The organism is Trueperaceae bacterium (assembly GCA_023954415.1).
Taxonomy (GTDB): Bacteria; Deinococcota; Deinococci; order Deinococcales; family Trueperaceae; genus JAAYYF01.
In genome coordinates this window covers 289,887-306,025 of record JAMLIB010000004.1, presented here as the reverse complement: position 1 = coordinate 306,025, position 16,139 = coordinate 289,887, and the positions used below count along the sequence as shown (strand labels likewise).

General features: G+C 71.6%; 16 protein-coding genes. 9 read left to right on the top strand and 7 right to left on the bottom strand.

Annotated features, from left to right (window positions below; genetic code table 11):
* The first annotated feature begins 105 nt into the window (after positions 1 to 105).
* Positions 106 to 795: a LysE/ArgO family amino acid transporter gene (locus tag M9914_07045; GenBank protein ID MCO5173937.1), complete on the top strand. Its 690-nt coding sequence runs from the start codon at positions 106 to 108 to the stop codon at positions 793 to 795.
* 75 nt (positions 796 to 870) lie between these two features.
* Here M9914_07045 and M9914_07040 read toward each other — a convergent pair whose 3' ends face one another.
* From M9914_07040 to M9914_07025, 4 genes are all read right to left on the bottom strand, one after another.
* Positions 871 to 1,245 carry a winged helix DNA-binding protein gene (locus M9914_07040; GenBank protein ID MCO5173936.1) on the bottom strand — a complete coding sequence of 125 codons (375 nt, stop codon included), beginning with the start codon at positions 1,243 to 1,245 and terminating at the stop codon, positions 871 to 873.
* On the bottom strand, positions 1,242 to 1,595 hold the full coding sequence (locus M9914_07035) for a DUF6516 family protein (GenBank protein MCO5173935.1): 354 nt from the start codon (positions 1,593 to 1,595) through the stop codon (positions 1,242 to 1,244). The genes M9914_07040 and M9914_07035 overlap by 4 nt, the downstream gene beginning before the upstream one ends.
* A 39-nt stretch (positions 1,596 to 1,634) precedes the next feature.
* Entirely contained in the window at positions 1,635 to 1,922 is a 288-nt protein-coding gene (locus M9914_07030) for a hypothetical protein (protein ID MCO5173934.1), read from the bottom strand.
* Positions 1,923 to 2,032: 110 nt separating this feature from the next.
* On the bottom strand, positions 2,033 to 2,779 hold the full coding sequence (locus M9914_07025) for a TetR/AcrR family transcriptional regulator (protein MCO5173933.1): 747 nt from the start codon (positions 2,777 to 2,779) through the stop codon (positions 2,033 to 2,035).
* An 88-nt stretch (positions 2,780 to 2,867) separates the two neighbouring features.
* Here M9914_07025 and M9914_07020 point away from each other — a divergent pair, with 88 nt between their 5' ends.
* From M9914_07020 to M9914_07005, 4 genes are all read left to right on the top strand, one after another.
* A complete protein-coding gene (locus tag M9914_07020; GenBank protein ID MCO5173932.1) occupies positions 2,868 to 3,644 on the top strand; it encodes an ATP-binding cassette domain-containing protein in 777 nt (258 codons plus the stop codon).
* Position 3,645: 1 nt separating this feature from the next.
* A complete protein-coding gene (locus M9914_07015) occupies positions 3,646 to 4,452 on the top strand; it encodes an ABC transporter permease (protein MCO5173931.1) in 807 nt (268 codons plus the stop codon).
* A gap of 60 nt (positions 4,453 to 4,512) precedes the next feature.
* Positions 4,513 to 5,268 carry a class I SAM-dependent methyltransferase gene (locus M9914_07010; GenBank protein ID MCO5173930.1) on the top strand — a complete coding sequence of 252 codons (756 nt, stop codon included), beginning with the start codon at positions 4,513 to 4,515 and terminating at the stop codon, positions 5,266 to 5,268.
* A gap of 139 nt (positions 5,269 to 5,407) precedes the next feature.
* Positions 5,408 to 6,805 (top strand): FAD-binding oxidoreductase, encoded by a 1,398-nt coding sequence (locus M9914_07005; GenBank protein MCO5173929.1) that lies wholly within the window; start codon positions 5,408 to 5,410, stop codon positions 6,803 to 6,805.
* A gap of 86 nt (positions 6,806 to 6,891) precedes the next feature.
* Here M9914_07005 and M9914_07000 read toward each other — a convergent pair whose 3' ends face one another.
* Positions 6,892 to 8,130 carry a Zn-dependent hydrolase gene (locus M9914_07000; protein MCO5173928.1) on the bottom strand — a complete coding sequence of 413 codons (1,239 nt, stop codon included), beginning with the start codon at positions 8,128 to 8,130 and terminating at the stop codon, positions 6,892 to 6,894.
* A gap of 107 nt (positions 8,131 to 8,237) precedes the next feature.
* On the bottom strand, positions 8,238 to 10,076 hold the full coding sequence (locus tag M9914_06995) for a diguanylate cyclase (GenBank protein MCO5173927.1): 1,839 nt from the start codon (positions 10,074 to 10,076) through the stop codon (positions 8,238 to 8,240).
* 224 nt (positions 10,077 to 10,300) lie between these two features.
* Between M9914_06995 and M9914_06990 the strand changes: the two genes are divergently transcribed.
* The 4 genes from M9914_06990 (at position 10,301) to M9914_06975 (ending at position 14,838) form a co-directional block, all read left to right on the top strand.
* Positions 10,301 to 11,785: an ABC transporter substrate-binding protein gene (locus tag M9914_06990; protein ID MCO5173926.1), complete on the top strand. Its 1,485-nt coding sequence runs from the start codon at positions 10,301 to 10,303 to the stop codon at positions 11,783 to 11,785.
* A 113-nt stretch (positions 11,786 to 11,898) separates the two neighbouring features.
* Positions 11,899 to 12,828, top strand: coding sequence for an ABC transporter permease (locus M9914_06985; GenBank protein MCO5173925.1), 930 nt, complete (start codon positions 11,899 to 11,901; stop codon positions 12,826 to 12,828).
* On the top strand, positions 12,821 to 13,684 hold the full coding sequence (locus M9914_06980) for an ABC transporter permease (protein MCO5173924.1): 864 nt from the start codon (positions 12,821 to 12,823) through the stop codon (positions 13,682 to 13,684). The genes M9914_06985 and M9914_06980 overlap by 8 nt, the downstream gene beginning before the upstream one ends.
* Before the next feature lie 116 nt (positions 13,685 to 13,800).
* Positions 13,801 to 14,838, top strand: coding sequence for a dipeptidase (locus tag M9914_06975; protein MCO5173923.1), 1,038 nt, complete (start codon positions 13,801 to 13,803; stop codon positions 14,836 to 14,838).
* 10 nt (positions 14,839 to 14,848) lie between these two features.
* Here M9914_06975 and M9914_06970 read toward each other — a convergent pair whose 3' ends face one another.
* On the bottom strand, positions 14,849 to 16,084 hold the full coding sequence (locus M9914_06970) for an MFS transporter (GenBank protein ID MCO5173922.1): 1,236 nt from the start codon (positions 16,082 to 16,084) through the stop codon (positions 14,849 to 14,851).
* Positions 16,085 to 16,139 lie beyond the last annotated feature (55 nt).

Below are 16,139 nucleotides of genomic sequence, written 5' to 3'. Positions count from 1 at the left end.
CTCCCCGGGCCTGGGCCTCGCCTCCACTTCTTGCCCTGGCGGCATCGGTGGCGCGAGAGGCAACGCCTCACGAGACTTCCCCCGCCGGCATGGGTAAAGTTATCCGTGCTCGCAACGGTCGCAGCAGGCCTCGGCCTAGGCCTGTCCCTCATCGTCGCGATCGGGGCCCAGAACGCCTTCGTGCTGCGGCAAGGTATCCGTAGGGAGCATATCGGCGCCGTGGTGCTCGTTTGCGCGCTCTCCGACGCGCTCCTGATCCTGGCGGGCGTGGCGGGGCTGGGGTTCGCGCTCGAAGCGCTGCCCTGGCTCACGACCGCGGCGCGCTGGGCTGGAGCCGCCTTCCTCGTCGCGTACGGGCTGCTGGCCGCCAGGCGCGCCTGGCGGCCGAGCGGCGGCGGGCTCGAGGCAGACACCGGCAACGGCCCACGGTCACGTGCGGGCATCGGCCCGTCAGCCGGAGACACGGACGCGCGTCACGGCCCCGACGAGAAGAGGCCGTCGACGGGCACGCCCCTGGCACCGGTACTCCTCACCGCCATCGCCTTCACCTGGCTCAACCCGCACGTCTACCTCGACACGGTCTTCCTGGTCGGGTCCGTGGCCGCGACCTACGGTCCGGGCCGGTGGCTCTTCGCGGCTGGGGCGATGTTGGGAAGCGTCCTGTGGTTCTCGGCCCTCGGCTTCGGAGCCCGCTACCTCTCCCCCGTGCTGCGCGGTAAGCGCGCATGGCGCGTGCTGGACGGGCTGATCGCGGTGCTCATGTTCGTAGTCGCTGGCACCCTCGTGTTCGCGTAGGCTTGGCGCTCGTCGTGCGCGCTGAAGGTCGTGCGGCTCGGCGCAAGATCTTGATTGACCATCGCCGCATGAAACCTACTCTCGGGTGCGTCCCGTCAACTGCAAGTCCAGCTCGACCCTGTCATGGGCAACACGCGGCGCGAGTCGTCGTCCTTCGCCTTTCTCCATACGCACGAGCCCGTAACTGACCATCTTCTTCAACGTGCGTGAGAGGTTGGACTTCGCACGCCCAGTCATCTCTGACAACTCTTCGAGGGAGCCCGGTGTCCGCTCGTCGATGACGCGGAGCAGTTCTCTATTCCCGGCAGACAGGACTCGAGCGAACGACTCGATAGATGTGAACCAGACCTTCGGGGCGTTCTCTGTCAGCTCCTCCTCCCCGCGTGCGATTCGCAGGGTTCTCGCCTTCATCTCCTCGTAATCAGCGATTCCGACTCTCAAGATCGTCATAGCACACCTCGTTCTCTCAGCATCGCGTCGACCGCTTGCCAGAGGTCGGTCAACAGGGTGGCGGCATCCTGGTAGGTGTAGGCCCTTACCGCCTTGAGACGGTGGCGGTGGTCCGACGGCGCGCCGAGTGCGCCGCGTCCAACAGGGTGAGCGTTATCGAAGCCCACGAGCCGCTCACCAGCTGGCCCATGGAGCGTCAACGAATAGTCGAGACCGTGGGGTTTCGCCGTAGACACGGGAACACGAGTGACGACGAACTTCACCCAGTGTCCACCCACCGGATCGACAACCAGCACTTGGCCGTCAAGGTCCAGAAGGGTGTCAAGGCTTGAGTCGCGGACCTCGGCCACCGCCCTATGTTATCACAATAAGATAACTATTCCGATCCGCTAGACACGCCGGTGGCTGCCGACCGCCAACACCCGCCGCGCCACCCGCACCGCAGCTCCCAGCCCGCACAAACGCCCGACCAGATCATCGACGGCCGCCCGCAAGGCCAGGTCGTCCACGGCACCGAGGGCATCGAGGATGAAGAGCGCCGAGGTCGTCTCGTCCGTCAGCTGCGTTCTGCGCCCCTGCCGCCAGTTCCACCGGCGGCACGTCACGCCCTCCGCGTCGCGCCACACGACCTCGCCGGGCTCGGGGCGCTCGATGATCGGCTCGCCTTCGTCAAGCATCTTGGCTCCCGGGGTTCCGAAGGTCGGGGTTCATGCCGCACGGTACTGCACCTGTACCCGACGAGTAGCTCTCGGTTACCGGGCCACTGCGGCTCGGCCGCCGCCCGACTTCACCGAAGCCGACGAGCCAGACCGTCGAGGAACAGGTCCAGACCATGCCGGTAGGCCCCCTCCGGGTCGCTGGCCTTCCCCGTCGCCTCGCCCAGCGCCCGGGACACGCGCGCGGCGGTCGGGAACCTGCCGGCGTCGCCGATGACCGCGGCCAGGGCCGGCTCCAACCTCGACCACCATCCCGCGTCGTTCTGCTCCCCCGGCTCGCGCGAGCGACGGTCGGCTACGGCGGCGCGCGCCGCGCCTTGGACGAGGGCAAGGAGAGCGGTCAGCGTGTACTCCATCTCGATGTCCGTGAGCCCGATCCCGTTCAGCGCGCGGAGTTCGGTCTCGTACTTGGTCGACGCGCCGGGACCGGGCACCGAGCGGCCCGGGGCGACGTCGGTGACCCAGGGGTGCGCGAGGCAGCTAGCCCAGTTCGCCTCTGCGACGGCTGTGAGGCGCAGGCGCCAATCTGGATCGTCGGGTTCCCCGGCTCGCGCGTAGGTGGCGCCCGCCACGTGGTCGAGCATCAGTTCGACGAGCTCGGCGCGTCCGCCTATGTGCGGGTAGAGCGCCATCGCGGTGACGCCGGCCTCCGCGGCCAGCCGCCGGATGGTCACCACCTCAAGCCCCTCTCGGTCAGCCAATTCAACGGCCAGCGCCGTGACGGCGCGCGTGCCGACACCGCTGCGAGGGCCGGGCGGCGACTCGCGCCACAGGAGCCCGAGCAGCCTCAGCTCGTCGATGCCGGCGCGCGTGGGCACAGCCTCATTCTATCTTATATACGTTGTATAGTACATCGTATAGCCCAGGGGGCGAGGAGGTATGGCGCGATGAACGAAGGGAACGAGCATGAGCCGTCCTAAGCACAACCGTGGCTCGATCAGCGCGCGAGGGGTGCGCAAGTCGTTCGAGGGCGCGGACCGCCCCGCGCTCGACGACGTGAGCCTGACCGTTGACCCCGGCCGGGTCTGTGCCCTCCTGGGAGCGAACGGTGCGGGCAAGACCACCTTGCTCCGGATCCTCACGACGTTGACCCGCAAGGACGCTGGCACCGTCGAGGTGAACGGCTGGGACGTCGACCGCCACCCCCGCGAGGTGCGCGCCTCGATCGGCGTCGTGGGGCAGTACGCCGCGCTGGACGACGTGCTCTCCGCCCGCGAGAACCTCGTGCTGTTCGCGCGTTTGATCGGGCTATCCCGCTCCGAGGCGCGCGCCTGCGCGCTGGAGCTGCTCGAGCAGGGCGGGCTCGGCGAACACGCCGACAAACGGGTGTCCGCCTTCTCCGGCGGCATGCGGCGCCGGCTCGACCTGGTGACCTCGTTCATCACCCGGCCCTCGGTCCTGCTGATCGACGAGCCCACCACAGGCCTCGATCCCGTCGCGCGGCGCACGATCTGGGACGCGGTGCGAGGCCTCGTCGCCGACGGCACGACCGTGCTGCTCACGACCCAGTACCTGCAGGAGGCCGACGAGCTCGCCGACGACGTCGTGATCTTGAGCGAGGGGAAGGTGCTAGCCACGGGAACGACAGCCAGCCTCAAGGCGCTCGTCGGCGAGCCCCGGATGGAGTTGCGGGAACCGACCCTCGAAGACGTCTACCTCCACCTGCACGGCAAGGAGCGGTGACATGACCGTGACAGACGTCGAACGCGCCCCACGCCGGCGCCTGCTGCGCGAGGCGCTGATCCTCACAAGCCGGGCCATCGCGCACTGGCGCGCACGCCCGGTCGCGTTCAGCATCCAGCTCCTGTTCCCGGTCCTCGTCATGCTGCTCATGGGCGGCCTGCTGGGCGGGGCGATCGCGGGCACGACCGGCGACTACATCGTCTTCGTCGTGCCGGGGATCCTCGCCTTCACGATGCTCTCCGGCATCGAGTCGACCATCGGTGCGGTCACGAACGACGCGGCCAAGACGGTGACCGACCGGTTGCGGACCCTGCCCATCTCGCGCGGCTCCGTGCTGCTCGGGCGCGTCTTCGCCGACATGCTCACCGCCGCTGTCGAACTGGCGATCGTCAGCGCCGCCGGTCTCGCGCTCGGATGGCGGCCTGACGCCGGTCCAGGTCAGATCGCCCAGGCTTACCTCCTCCTGCTGTCGCTGAGGTTCGGCCTCCTGTGGGCGGGCGTGTGGATCGGCCTGAAGGCCGGGACTCCGGAAGCGCTGTCGGCCGCGCAGCTCGCGGTCTGGCCCGTGGCGTTCCTCTCCACCGTGTTCGTCGACCCGCGCACCATGCCGACCTGGCTCGGCATGGTCGCGGAGTGGAACCCCCTATCGGCGACCACGTCCGCCGTTCGCGAGCTACTGTCCGGCGCGCAGACACCCGGCCTAACGCTCATGGCGGACCACGCCGTCCAGTTCGCGGCGCTCTGGCCGCTGGCGCTGACGGCGGTGTTCGTTCCTCTGGCCGTGCGCGCCTACCGACGGTTGCCGTGACGCACGGCGGCGAGGGGCGCACGGCACCCACGCCGGAGCGCCCTCGGTAGAGTGTCCCGGATGCGCCCCTTCGACGACCTGATCGCGGAGGCCGAGGCGGCAGACGTGACGGGCTGGGGCTTCGGCTTCCTCGACGGCCGCGCCACGGAGGAGCGCCCGCCCTGGGGCTACGCCAGGCTCCTCGCCGACCGCCTGGGGCGAGTTCCCTCGGCGCTCGACCTGGACACGGGCGGCGGCGAGGTCCTCTCGGAGTCTCCCGTCTTCCCGCCGCGCATGGTGGCAACGGAGCCCTGGCCGCCGAACGCCGAGCGGGCTAGGAAGCTGCTCGGTCCGCGAGGGGTCGAGGTCGTCGAGACGGAGGCGGGAGCGCCGCTCCCGTTCCGTGAGGGGTCCTTCGCCCTCGTCACCTCGCGGCATCCGGTGCGTCCGGACTGGTCGGAGATCCACCGCGTGCTGGAGCCGGGCGGTCGCTACTTCGCGCAGCACGTGGGGCCCGCCTCGGCCTTCGAGCTGATCGAGCACTTCCTCGGGCCACTGCCCAGGGAGCGCTTGCTGCGCGACCCGGAGGCCGAGGCGGGCGCCGCTCGGCGGGCCGGCCTCGTCGTCACCGACCTGCGCACGGCACGCTGCCGCATGGAGCTCCACGACGTGGGTGCCGTCGTGTGGTTACTGCGCAAGTGCGTCTGGTGGGTGCCGGGCTTCTCCGTCGTCAAGTACCGGGAGGTGCTCGAAGGCCTTGACGCCCAGTTGCGCGGCGGCGAGCCACTGGTGGCGCACTCGACCCGGCACCTCATCGAGGCCCGGCGGCCGGGCTGACGAGGAGGAAGGCCCATCTGGCACACGCGCCACGGCGCAGCCGACGAGCCCAGGCTTCACGCACGCCGTCTCACGGAGCGCCGCCGGGTATCCTTATCACTAACCGAAACTCGGCCTCCCGAGGCCCCTTGGAGCAGGCATGTCGTTGGAGTTCGCCAAGCCCTCCCCCTTGTGGTGGGAGGACGTACCCATAGGACCAGCGCGTCCGCACCTGACGGAGGACAAGCGGGCCGACGTCGCGATCGTCGGCGCGGGCTTCACGGGCCTGTGGACCGCCTACTATCTCAAGCGCCTCGATCCCGGGCTGGACGTGGTCGTGCTGGAGCGCGAGCACGTCGGGTTCGGCGCCTCCGGTCGGAACGGCGGCTGGTGCCACCCCGAGTACCCGCTCGGACTCGCCACGCTCGCGTTCCGCCACGGCGAGGAGGCGGCGCTGCGCTTCCAACTCGCGGCGCTCGACGCCGTCGGCGAGGTCGGCCGCGTGTGCGAGGCGGAGGGCATCGACTGCCGCTACGCGCTGGGCGGCAGGTTCATCGCGGCCCGCAGCGCGCTGCAGGCCGAGCGCGCCCGCGCGGACGTGGAGGAGCAGCACGCCCTCGGCTTGAGCGAGGAGGACGTCCGCTACCTGGACGCGGCGGAAGCGCGCGCCCTCACCGGCATGACGAACGTGCTGGGCGCCAGCTTCATGCCGCGGGCGGCGGCCCTGCAGCCGGCGCTGCTCGCCCACGGCCTGGCTCGCGCCTGCGAGCGCTTGGGCGTGCGGCTGTTCGAGGCCACCGAGGCGACCGCCATCGAGACCGGCGCCGTGCGCTTCCGGAGCCAAGGCGGCGCGGGCACCGTGAGGGCGCGGACCGTCCTGCGCGCCACCGAGGGGTACACGCGCGACCTCCCCGGCGAGCACCGGACGCTCATCCCCCTGTACTCGTTGATGATCGCGACGGAGCCCCTCTCCGACGAGCAGGCGCGCTCGGTCGGCTTCCAGGACCGGCAGCTCTTCGCGGACTACGGCCACATGGTCATCTACGGCCAGCGCACCGCGGACGGGCGCGTGGCGCTCGGGGGCCGCGGCGCGCCCTACCACTTCGGCTCCGCCATCCGCCCGGAGTTCGACCAGGACGAGGTGGTGCACGGCCACCTGGCGAAGCTCCTCGTCGACCTCTTCCCGGAGCTGGACGGCGTGCGTGTCACCCATCGCTGGGGCGGGCCGCTCGGGGTGCCGCGCGACTGGCGGCCGAGCGTGACGTACGACCGGGTCACGGCGCTGGGGCACGCGGGCGGGTACGTCGGCGACGGCGTGGCCCTCTCGAACCTGGCCGGGCGCACCCTCGCCGAGCTCGTGCTGGGGCGCACGAGCGAACGCACCGACCTCCCGTGGGTCCAACACCGCTGGCCCCGCTGGGAGCCGGAGCCGCTGCGCTACGTCGGTGTGAACACAGGGTTGTGGCTGACCCGCTCGGCCGACCGCGAGGAGGCGCGCACGGGCCGGCCCAGCCCGCGGGCGAAGCTCGGGAACCGGCTCAGGGGGAAGGTGGCCTGAGGCCAAGGGGGAGCGCCGGGCCGCCCGCCAGGACCAAGACCGCGCGAGCACCGCGGGCGGGGCTCACGCCGCCCCGCGGGCGCCCCTCAGCGCCGCAGCCAGGCGATCGTCTTGCTGGCGAGCCGGTCCAGGGCGACGACCGACTGCTCGATGTGCTCTTCCTTCGTGTCCTCGATCTTGTTGTGCGAGATGCCGTGCAGGCTCTGCACGAACAGCATGACCGTCGGGATGCCGGCCCGGGCCACCTCGGCGGCGTCGTGCAACGGGCCGCTGGGCAGCCGGTGCGAGGCGCCGCTCGCCTCGCGCACGGCCTCGTCCGCCAGCTCGATGAGCTCGGGGTGGAACGGCATGGGGTCGATGCCCCAGATCTTGCTCCACGTCACCTCGACGCCCCCCTCGGCGGCGAAACGCTCGGACGCCTCGACGGCGCGCTCGTACATCCTCGTCAACGCCACGCGGTCGAGGTGCCGCTGGTCGAGAGTGATGTCGCACTCGGCCACGACGGACGTGACGATGCCGGGGCGCGTGACGCACGAGCCGATCGTGCACACGCCGCCCAGCTCGTCCGTGATCGCGTAGATCTCCTGGCTCATCTTGCCGGCGGCGAGGAAGGCGTCGCGCCTGCGGTTCATGGGGGTGGAGCCGGAGTGCGCCGCCTGGCCGCGGAAGTGGATGCCGTGGCGCTCCACGCCGAACGTGCCGAGCACGACGCCGAGCGGCAGGTCGAGGTCGAGGAGGACGGGCCCCTGCTCGATGTGGAGCTCCAGGTAGGCGCCCGCGTTCCTCAGCTCGGCGTGCGCGTCGTTCATGGTGTCGAGGTCCACGCCGCAGCGCTTCAGGGCCTCTACGAGCAGCACGCCGTCGGCGTCCTTGCGATGGCGCTCCTCGTCGGGCACGAGGGTGCCACCCGCGGCGCTCGAGCCGAGGAGGCTGCGGCCGAAGCGGGCGCCCTCCTCGTCGGCCCAGTCGACGAGCCGTACGGTCACGGGCGGCCTGCCGCCGTACTCGTCCTTGATGCGGCGCACGACCTCGAGCCCGGCCAGCACGTTCAGGCAGCCGTCGAGCCAGCCGCCGCCCGGCACGGAGTCGATGTGCCCGCCGATGAGGAGCTCTACGGGCGACTCGCCAGGCAAGGTCGACCAGACGTTGCCGGCGGCGTCCATGTGCGTCTCGAGGCCGAGCGCGTCCGTCTTCTCGCGCATGAACTCCCTGGCCCTCAGCCACGTGTCCGTCCAGGCGACGCGCCAAGCGCCGTTCTCGTCGCCCGTCAGGGCGCGCAGGTCCTTGAGTTCTTGCACGGTGCGCTTCGGATCGAGCGGGCTCATACGACCTCCTGCTGGACTGCTGGTACGGCGGCGACGCGCCGGCCGGAGGGCCGCCGCGTCGCCTGGGCACGCATGTCGTGAGGGTCAGTCTACCCCCGCGGACGGGGCTAGTCTTCGCGCCCCGTGGCCACCGTGCGGTTGCGACCGCCCCGCTTGGCGAGGTAAAGGCGCTCGTCGACGAGCCGCTGCAGCTCGGTATCCGGCGCGCGACCCGCGGGCTCGTCATCCCCGTGCCCGTCTCCGCTCGCGAACCCCGCCAGGTCCGCCGTCGACGCGAGGCCGATGCTGACCGTGAGCGCGAGCCCCGGCGCCACCCCGGGCGCGAGGTCGTGCCACGGGTGCTCCGCCACCGCGCGCCTGGCGCGCTCGGCGACCTCGAACGCCGTCACCCTCGTGGTCCCCGGCATGAGCACGGCGAACTCCTCGCCGCCCCACCTGGCCACCACGTCCGACGCGCGGAAGTTGCGCCGCAGGATGCCCGCGACCGTCGTGAGGACCGCGTCGCCGACGGTGTGAGAGTAGCTGTCGTTCACGTGCTTGAAGTGATCGACGTCGGCCAGGAGCACGACGACCTCCGAGCCGTCCCGGTGCGCGCGCACCAACTCCTCCTGCAAGCGGCGCCTGAAGTAGCGACGGTTGAAGAGCTCCGTCAGGTCGTCCGTGATGGAGAGGCCCTCTAGCTTCATGGCCTGCTCCCGCAAGGCCCTGTTCGCCTCGATGATCGCCTGCCGCGCTACGACATGGAGCTCGTGGTGCGAACCGAGGCCGGCCTCGAACTCCACGAGCAGCAGGCGCAGGAGCACCTCGTTGCGATCGGCGGAGCCGCGTTCGCGCTCGGCCAGGTAGTCGGTCAGGCGCTCGTACGCCTCCTTGAACCGCCCGAGGGCCGCGAGGGCGACGGACTGCGACCGCCCGAGGCCGGTCGCGGGGATGGGGGCGCCGGCGGCGCGGTACAGGCGCTCGGCGCGCTCGAACTCGGCGAGGGCCTCGGAGTGCCGCCCGGCGCTCAGCAAGTGCTCGCCGTAAGCGTCCCGCACTTCCGCCTCCCACGGGTCGTGGTCGGGGCGCAGGGCCTGGATCGCCTCGGAGAACTTCTCGTCGGCGAGGCGCTCGTCGCCCGCCAGACCGTGCGCTTGGGCGACCTTGGCGAGGGTGGCGGCGGCGTAGGTGCGGTTGCCCGCCTCGGCCAGCTCGACGAGGGCGCGTTCCAGGGCCTCCACCGCGAACCCGAAGCGCCGCTGGCGCATGTAGGCGACGCCCTCGTTCGACCGGGCGAGCGCCGTGCCGAACAGGTCGCCTGCCTCCTGGAACGCCTCCCTGGCCCTGGTGAAGCAGGCGAGGGCCTCGTCCACCCTGTTCGTGTCGCGGTAGACGTTGCCGAGGTTGTTGAGGAGGGCGGGGGCCACGGGGAGGCCGGCCTGCTCGAGCACGGCGATGCCGGCCGTGAGGTGACGCAAGGCGACGTCGAGGATGTCGCGCGAGCCGTAGACGGCGGCGAGGTCGGAGTGAGCGCGCGCGGCGAGGCGCGTCAGGCCGCTCGCCTCGGCGAGCGCGAGGGCCTCCTGCCCGTAGCGCGCCGCGCCCACGGGCTCGTCGAGGAGGAACGAGGCGCGCAGCGCGCTCAGGAGCGCCTCGACCTTGACCTCCGCGAGGTCCACGCCGCTGTCGGTCGGCCAGACGCCCGCATCCTGCTCGTCCGCCTCGAGCGCCGCCAACGCCCGCCGCGCCGCCGCGAGGGCCTCGGCCGGCTCGTCCAAAGCCAGTCCGGCCACCGCCCGCGCGGCCAACGCGACCCCGGCGACCGTCCCGGCCGCGCCGGCGTCAAGGGCGTCGCGCGCCAAGCCGAGCGCCACGCGTGGCCCGCGGGAACGCTCGCTCCAAGCTTCGGCCGCGAGGCCGACCGGCGCCGCCTCGTCGCGCGGCGCTTGCGTGTGATCTTCCAGCATCGGTCACCGGTTCCGCGCTCGCCCGGCTTCGGGCCGAGCGAGCAGGCCCTCCGGCGAGGAGTCGGCCGCCAGTATATATGCCAGCCCGCTCAGGCCTTTACCAAGGCTTCATGCTTTCCGGCCGACTATATGGCGCGGGGTATATCCCTTAGCATCGACTGCACGCGGTCGAGATCAGGGGCGACAACGCCCCTGCCGGACGCGACGCATACCTGGGAGGGTGCATGAGAAGAATCGTCTTGCTGGCCTTAGTCCTACTCCTACCCGCGGTCGCCGCGGCCCAAGGACGCCTCACCACCGCCATCGGTTCCAACCCGCCGACGCTGGACCCGCAGAAGACGTTCAACGGCTTCTCCTTCGCCGTCACCAACCAGGTCTACGAGACGCTCTTCCGGGTCACCCCGCAAGGCGAGATCGAGGGGCTCCTCGCCTCGAGCTGGGAGTACCTCGACCCGAGCACGCTGCGCGTCACCCTCCGCGCCGGCGTGAGCTTCACCGACGGCACCCCGCTCGACGCCGCCGCCGTCAAGGCGTCCCTCGAGCGCCTGCTCGACCCGGCCACCGCCGCGCCAGGGCGCTTCGTCGTGAGCGCCATCAGCGAGGTCACCGCGGTCGACGCGACCACGGTCGAGATCAAGACGGCCGAGCCGTTCGCGCCCCTCCTCGCCCACCTCGCGCACCCCGTCACCGCCATCGTGCCCGTGGCGCACGGCGACGACCTCGCCCGCAACCCTGTCGGCTCCGGCCCGTACACGCTCGTGTCGTGGGAGCAGAGCAACCAGGTGCTCCTGCACGCCAACGCCGACTACTGGGGCGGCGCGCCGGCCATCGAAGAGGTCCTGTACCGCATCATCCCCGAGGTGAGCACGCAGCTCATCGAGCTCCGCTCCGGCGGCATCGACATCCTCTTCAACATCCCGCCGGACGCCTTCGAGGCGCTGGCGAGCGAGTCGCAGCTCGAGACGAGCGCGTACCTCGGCTGGGGCAGCATGATGCTCGGCCTGAACACGGCCAACGCCAAGCTGCACGACCTGCGCGTGCGCCAGGCCATCGCCCACGCCATCGACAAGAGCCTGATCATCGACGAGTTCCTCCGCGGCCTCGCCGAGCCGGGCGTCGTGCCCATCCCGCCGACCGTCCGCTTCGCCGCCTCCGACCTCGCCGAGCCGTACCCCTACGACCCCGAGGCGGCGCGCGCGCTCCTCGCCGAGGCCGGCGCCGAGGGCCTGAAGCTGACCCTCGACATCTACCAGAACCCCGACCTCGAGGCCGTGGCGCAGGTCCTCCAGTTCATGCTCTCCGAGGTCGGCATCGACCTGACGATCCGCGTGCAGGACTACGCCGCGTACGTCGAGCAGACGGCCAAGGACGACCTCGAGCTCTACGCTTCCAGCTGGGGCACCGTGACGCTCGACGCCGACTACACGCTCTACGCCTTCTTCCACTCGAGCGAGATCCCGGCCAACAACATCGCGCGCTACCAGGTCGCCTCCATCGACGCCCTCTTGGAGGAGGCCCGCTCCACGCCCGACGACGCCGTGCGCGCCGCCGACTACCGCGAGGTGCAGGAAGCCGTGCTCGGCGACGTGCCCATGGTGACGCTCTACTACCCGCTCTCCACGATCGCCAAGTGGCCAGTGTTGAAGGGCGAGGTCGTGCGCTTCTCCTGGATCAACCTCGACCTGCGCAACGCCACGCTGGCGCGCTGAGCGCCGGCCCGGAGTAAGTAACCTACGCGCGCGTGGCCGCCTCCCCGGCGGCCACGCGCCTGGTTGACCGGCCCACTCACTAAACCGATGACGCCCCACCACCCGCGCCCACGATGACCCTCTACGTCCTGCGCCGCCTGGCCGCCACCGTGCCCGTGCTGCTCGGCGTGACCCTCGTGGTCTTCGCCATGCTGTGGCTCGCGCCGGGCGACCCCGTCCTCGCCCTCGTCGGCGAGTCGGCGCAGGGCATGAGCAAGGAGGCCCTCGACGCGCTGCGCAAGGCGCACGGCCTCGACCGCGGGCCCATCGTCCAGTACCTCGACTACCTGTACGGCCTCGTGCGGGGCGACCTCGGCACCTCCGTCAGGAGCTCCCAGCCCGTCGCCGGCGAGGTCCTGAGCCGTTTCCCCGCCACGCTCCTCCTCGCCGGCAGTGGGATGGCGGTCGCCATAGCGCTGGGCATGACGCTCGGGGTGCTCGCGGCCGTCTACCGCCGCACGTGGGTCGACCACCTGGCCGTGCTCGTGGCGCTCCTCGGCGTGTCCGTGCCCGTCTTCTGGTCCGGGCTCCTCCTCATGCTCCTCTTCTCGCTCGACCTGGGTTGGCTGCCGGCCTCCGGCTACGGCACGTGGCGGCACCTCGTCCTACCGGCCGCCGCCGTCGGCTTCTCGTCCGCCGCCTTCATCGCGCGCATCACGCGCGCCAGCATGATCGAGACGCTCAGGCAGGACTACGTGCGCACGGCGACGGCCAAGGGCCACGGCGCCGCGGCCGTGCGCCTGAGGCACGCGCTGCGCAACGCCCTCCTGCCCGTCGTCACGGTCGTTGGCCTGCAGTTCGGCGGGCTGCTCGGGGGCGCCGTCCTGACGGAGACGGTGTTCGCGTGGCCGGGCATCGGGCGCATGCTGGTCGACGCCATCACGTCCCGCGACCTGCCGCTCGTGCAGGGGAGCGTCCTCTTCATAGCCGCCGTCTTCATCGTCATGAACCTGCTCGTGGACGTGTCGTACGCCTTCCTGAACCCGAAGGTGCGTTATGACTAGCGCCCGGGCGAACCCGCTCGGGGCCTGGTTGCGCTCGCCCGCCGTGCGGCGCTTCGCGCGCAACCGGGCCGCGCTCGTGGGGCTGGCGCTCGTCGTCGTGCTCGTGGCGGTCGCGCTCCTCGCCCCAGTGCTCGCGCCGTACGCTCCCGACGCCCAGAACCTGCGGGCTCGCTTGCGCCCGCCGTCACAAGCGCACTGGTTCGGCACGGACGAGTTCGGCCGCGACATCCTCAGCCGCGTGCTGTTCGGCGCGCGCGTCTCGCTCCTCACGGGCCTCGTTCCCGTGCTGGTCGCCGCCCTCATCGGCAGCGCGCTGGGGCTCGTGGCCGGCTTCTACCGCGGCCGCCTCGACGCCGTCCTCATGCGCGTCATGGACGTGCTCCTGGCGTTCCCCTCGCTGCTCCTCGCCCTCGCGGTCGTCGGAGCGCTCGGCCCCGGGCTCGAGAACGCCGTCATCGCCGTCGCCATCGTGGGCATACCGTCTTACGCGCGCATCGTGCGCAGCGTCGTCATCGCCGCGAGCGAGGAGGACTTCGTCGTCGCGGCCAAGGCGCTCGGCGCCCGCGACCCGCGCCTCCTCCTCAAGCACGTTCTGCCGAGCGCGCTCGGCGCGTTGAGCGTGCAGGCGACGCTCGGGATCGGCTTCGCCATCCTCTCGATGGCCGGGCTGTCGTTCCTCGGCCTTGGGGTGCAGCCGCCGACCGCCGACTGGGGCGAGATGCTCGCCCGCGGCCGTCGCTACCTCCCCGGCTCGCCCTGGCTCCTCCTCTACCCGGGGGCCGCCATCTCGCTGACGGTCCTCGCCTTCAACCTCCTGGGCGACGGGTTGCGCGACGCGCTGGACCCGCGCGACTGAGCCGGCGGCCGGGCGGCCGCGCCGGCCGCGCAGCCCCGAGGCCCGCTCGGACCACCGGTCGGCGCGAACCAGCGCCCGCGCATACGCACCGCCCCCGAAGCGGTAGCCTTGCGGCCATGATCCCAGTGTTCGATGGCCACAACGACACCCTCCTCAACCACATCGAAGACCCGAAGCGCGACTTCTTCTCGCGCCAGGCCGACGGCCACGTCGACTACGTCCGCGCGCGCGAGGGCGGCATGGTCGGCGGCTTCTTCGCGATCTGGGCGCACTCCGCCCCCCTGCCGCACGTGGCCGAGGAGTCCTTGACGGACGCCCCGCCGAAGTCCGCCCCGGCGGGCGCCGTCGACCCGGCCGGCGCCAGGGCGCACGCCGACCGCTGCGTGGCCCAGCTCCTGGCCTGGGACCGCGACCCACGCTTCCGCCTCGTCAAGACGGCGGCGGAACTCGAACGGGCCATCGACGACGGCGTGCTGGCCGGCATCATGCACTTCGAGGGGGCGGAAGCCATAGGGCCGGACCTGTGCGCGCTCGACACGTACCACGCGGCCGGCCTGCGCTCGCTCGGGCCCGTGTGGAGCCGACCCAACCTCTTCGGCTTCGGCGTCCCGTTCGAGTTCCCGCACAGCCCCGACATGGGCCCGGGCCTCACGCCGCACGGCCTCGCGCTGGTGAGGCGGTGCAACGAGCTCGGGATCATGCTCGACCTCTCGCACATCACGGAGAAGGGCTTCTGGGACGTGGCGCACACGAGCGACGCGCCGCTCGTCGCCACCCACTCCAACGCCTACGCCGTCTGCCCGTCGCCGCGCAACCTGACCGACGAGCAGTTGGCGGCCGTGCGCGCCTCCAACGGCGTCGTTGGTCTCAACTACAACACGGGCTTCCTGAGCCCGGACGGCAGCTACGCCACCAGCATGCCACTCGCGGTGATGGTCAGGCACGTCGACCACCTCGTCGACAAGCTCGGCATCGACGGCGTGGCGCTCGGCTCGGACTTCGACGGCGCGACGATGCCCGACGGCGTCAAGGACGCCGCGCACCTGCCCAACCTCATGAGCGCGTTGGCAGACGCCGGCTACGACGACGAGGCCCTACACAAGATCGGTTACCGCAACTGGCTGCGGGTGCTGAGGCTTACGTGGGGAGAGTGAGCGCGGCTAGTTAGTCGCTGGCCCCGGGGTCGGTGCCGGTAAGCGGCGCGACGCGGGCGCTCGGCTCGGCCAGCGGCCGCCCGAGCGTCTCCGGCACCCCGAACGCGAACCAGGCGGCCGCGCCGGCGCCGAGCGCCCCGATGACGAGCGCCGACGGGCCGAGGCCCAAGCCGCTCGCCACGGCACCCGTGATCAGCGGCCCGGCCACGAAGCCGGCGTCGCCGATGAGACGCCACCAGCCCACGAAGGTCGCGACGGCGTTCTTCGGGGCCAGGTCGGCGCCGAGGGTCAGCATGGTGCCGGCGCTGATGCCGTTGCCGAAGCCCATGAGCAGCGCGGCGAGCGTGAGCCCCGTCGCCCCCGTCGTCAGGGGTACAAGCGCCATCCCGACCGCCTGGAGCACGAAGGAGGGGACGATGGCGAACTTGCGGCCCAGGCGGTCCATGATCAGACCGGCTGGGTAGAAGAGCGACATGTCGGCTAGGTACGACACGCTCACGATGAGGCCTACCACCCCGACGTCCAGCCCGAGGACCTGCGCGGCGTACAGCGGCACGAGCACGCGTCGCCCCGTGCGCACGGCCTGGCCGAGGAGTTGCGCCCCGCCGGCGTTGAAGAGCGTCACGCGCACTCCGGCCATGGCGGCGCGGCGCTTGGCGCGCTCCTCGGCGTGCGAGCCAGCCAACCGACCGTGCGCCGCCCCGCCCCGCGCGCCGGCCGGCAGGGCGCTGAGGAGCAGCACGACCGTCGCCATGGCGACGGCGGCGTAGAGCATGAACGGCACGCGCAGCCCGAGCGCCGACGCTAGGAGGCCGCCGACGGCCGGACCCATGGAGCCGCCGAGGCGCGTCAGGCCGCCCAGCGTGCTCATGGCGCGCCCGCGGTTGGTGCCGCGCGTGGCCTCGACCATGAACGCGTGGCGCGAGATGTTCCAGATCGCCAGGCCCGCGCCCGAGACGAGCCGCGAGACGAGCAGCCACCCGAGGTTGGGCGCGAGGCCGGCGCCGAGCACGGCCACCGCCAGGATCAGGGTGCCGAGGACCATGGCGTCGCGGACGCGCATGCCGCTCACGATCCGACCCGCGGGCAGGTCGGCGATCAGCGTGCCGATCCCCTCGGCCGCCAGCACGAGGCCGATGACGGCGACGGAGGCGCCGAAGCCGTCCGCGTAGATGGGCAACGTCGGGATCAGCAACCCGTCGCAGATGGCTATGAGGATCGCTGGCAGGTAGATGGCTAGGAGCATGCGGGTAACGGGGATGCTAACACTGGCGGCCAGGCGGGACGCGAGTACGCTCGGG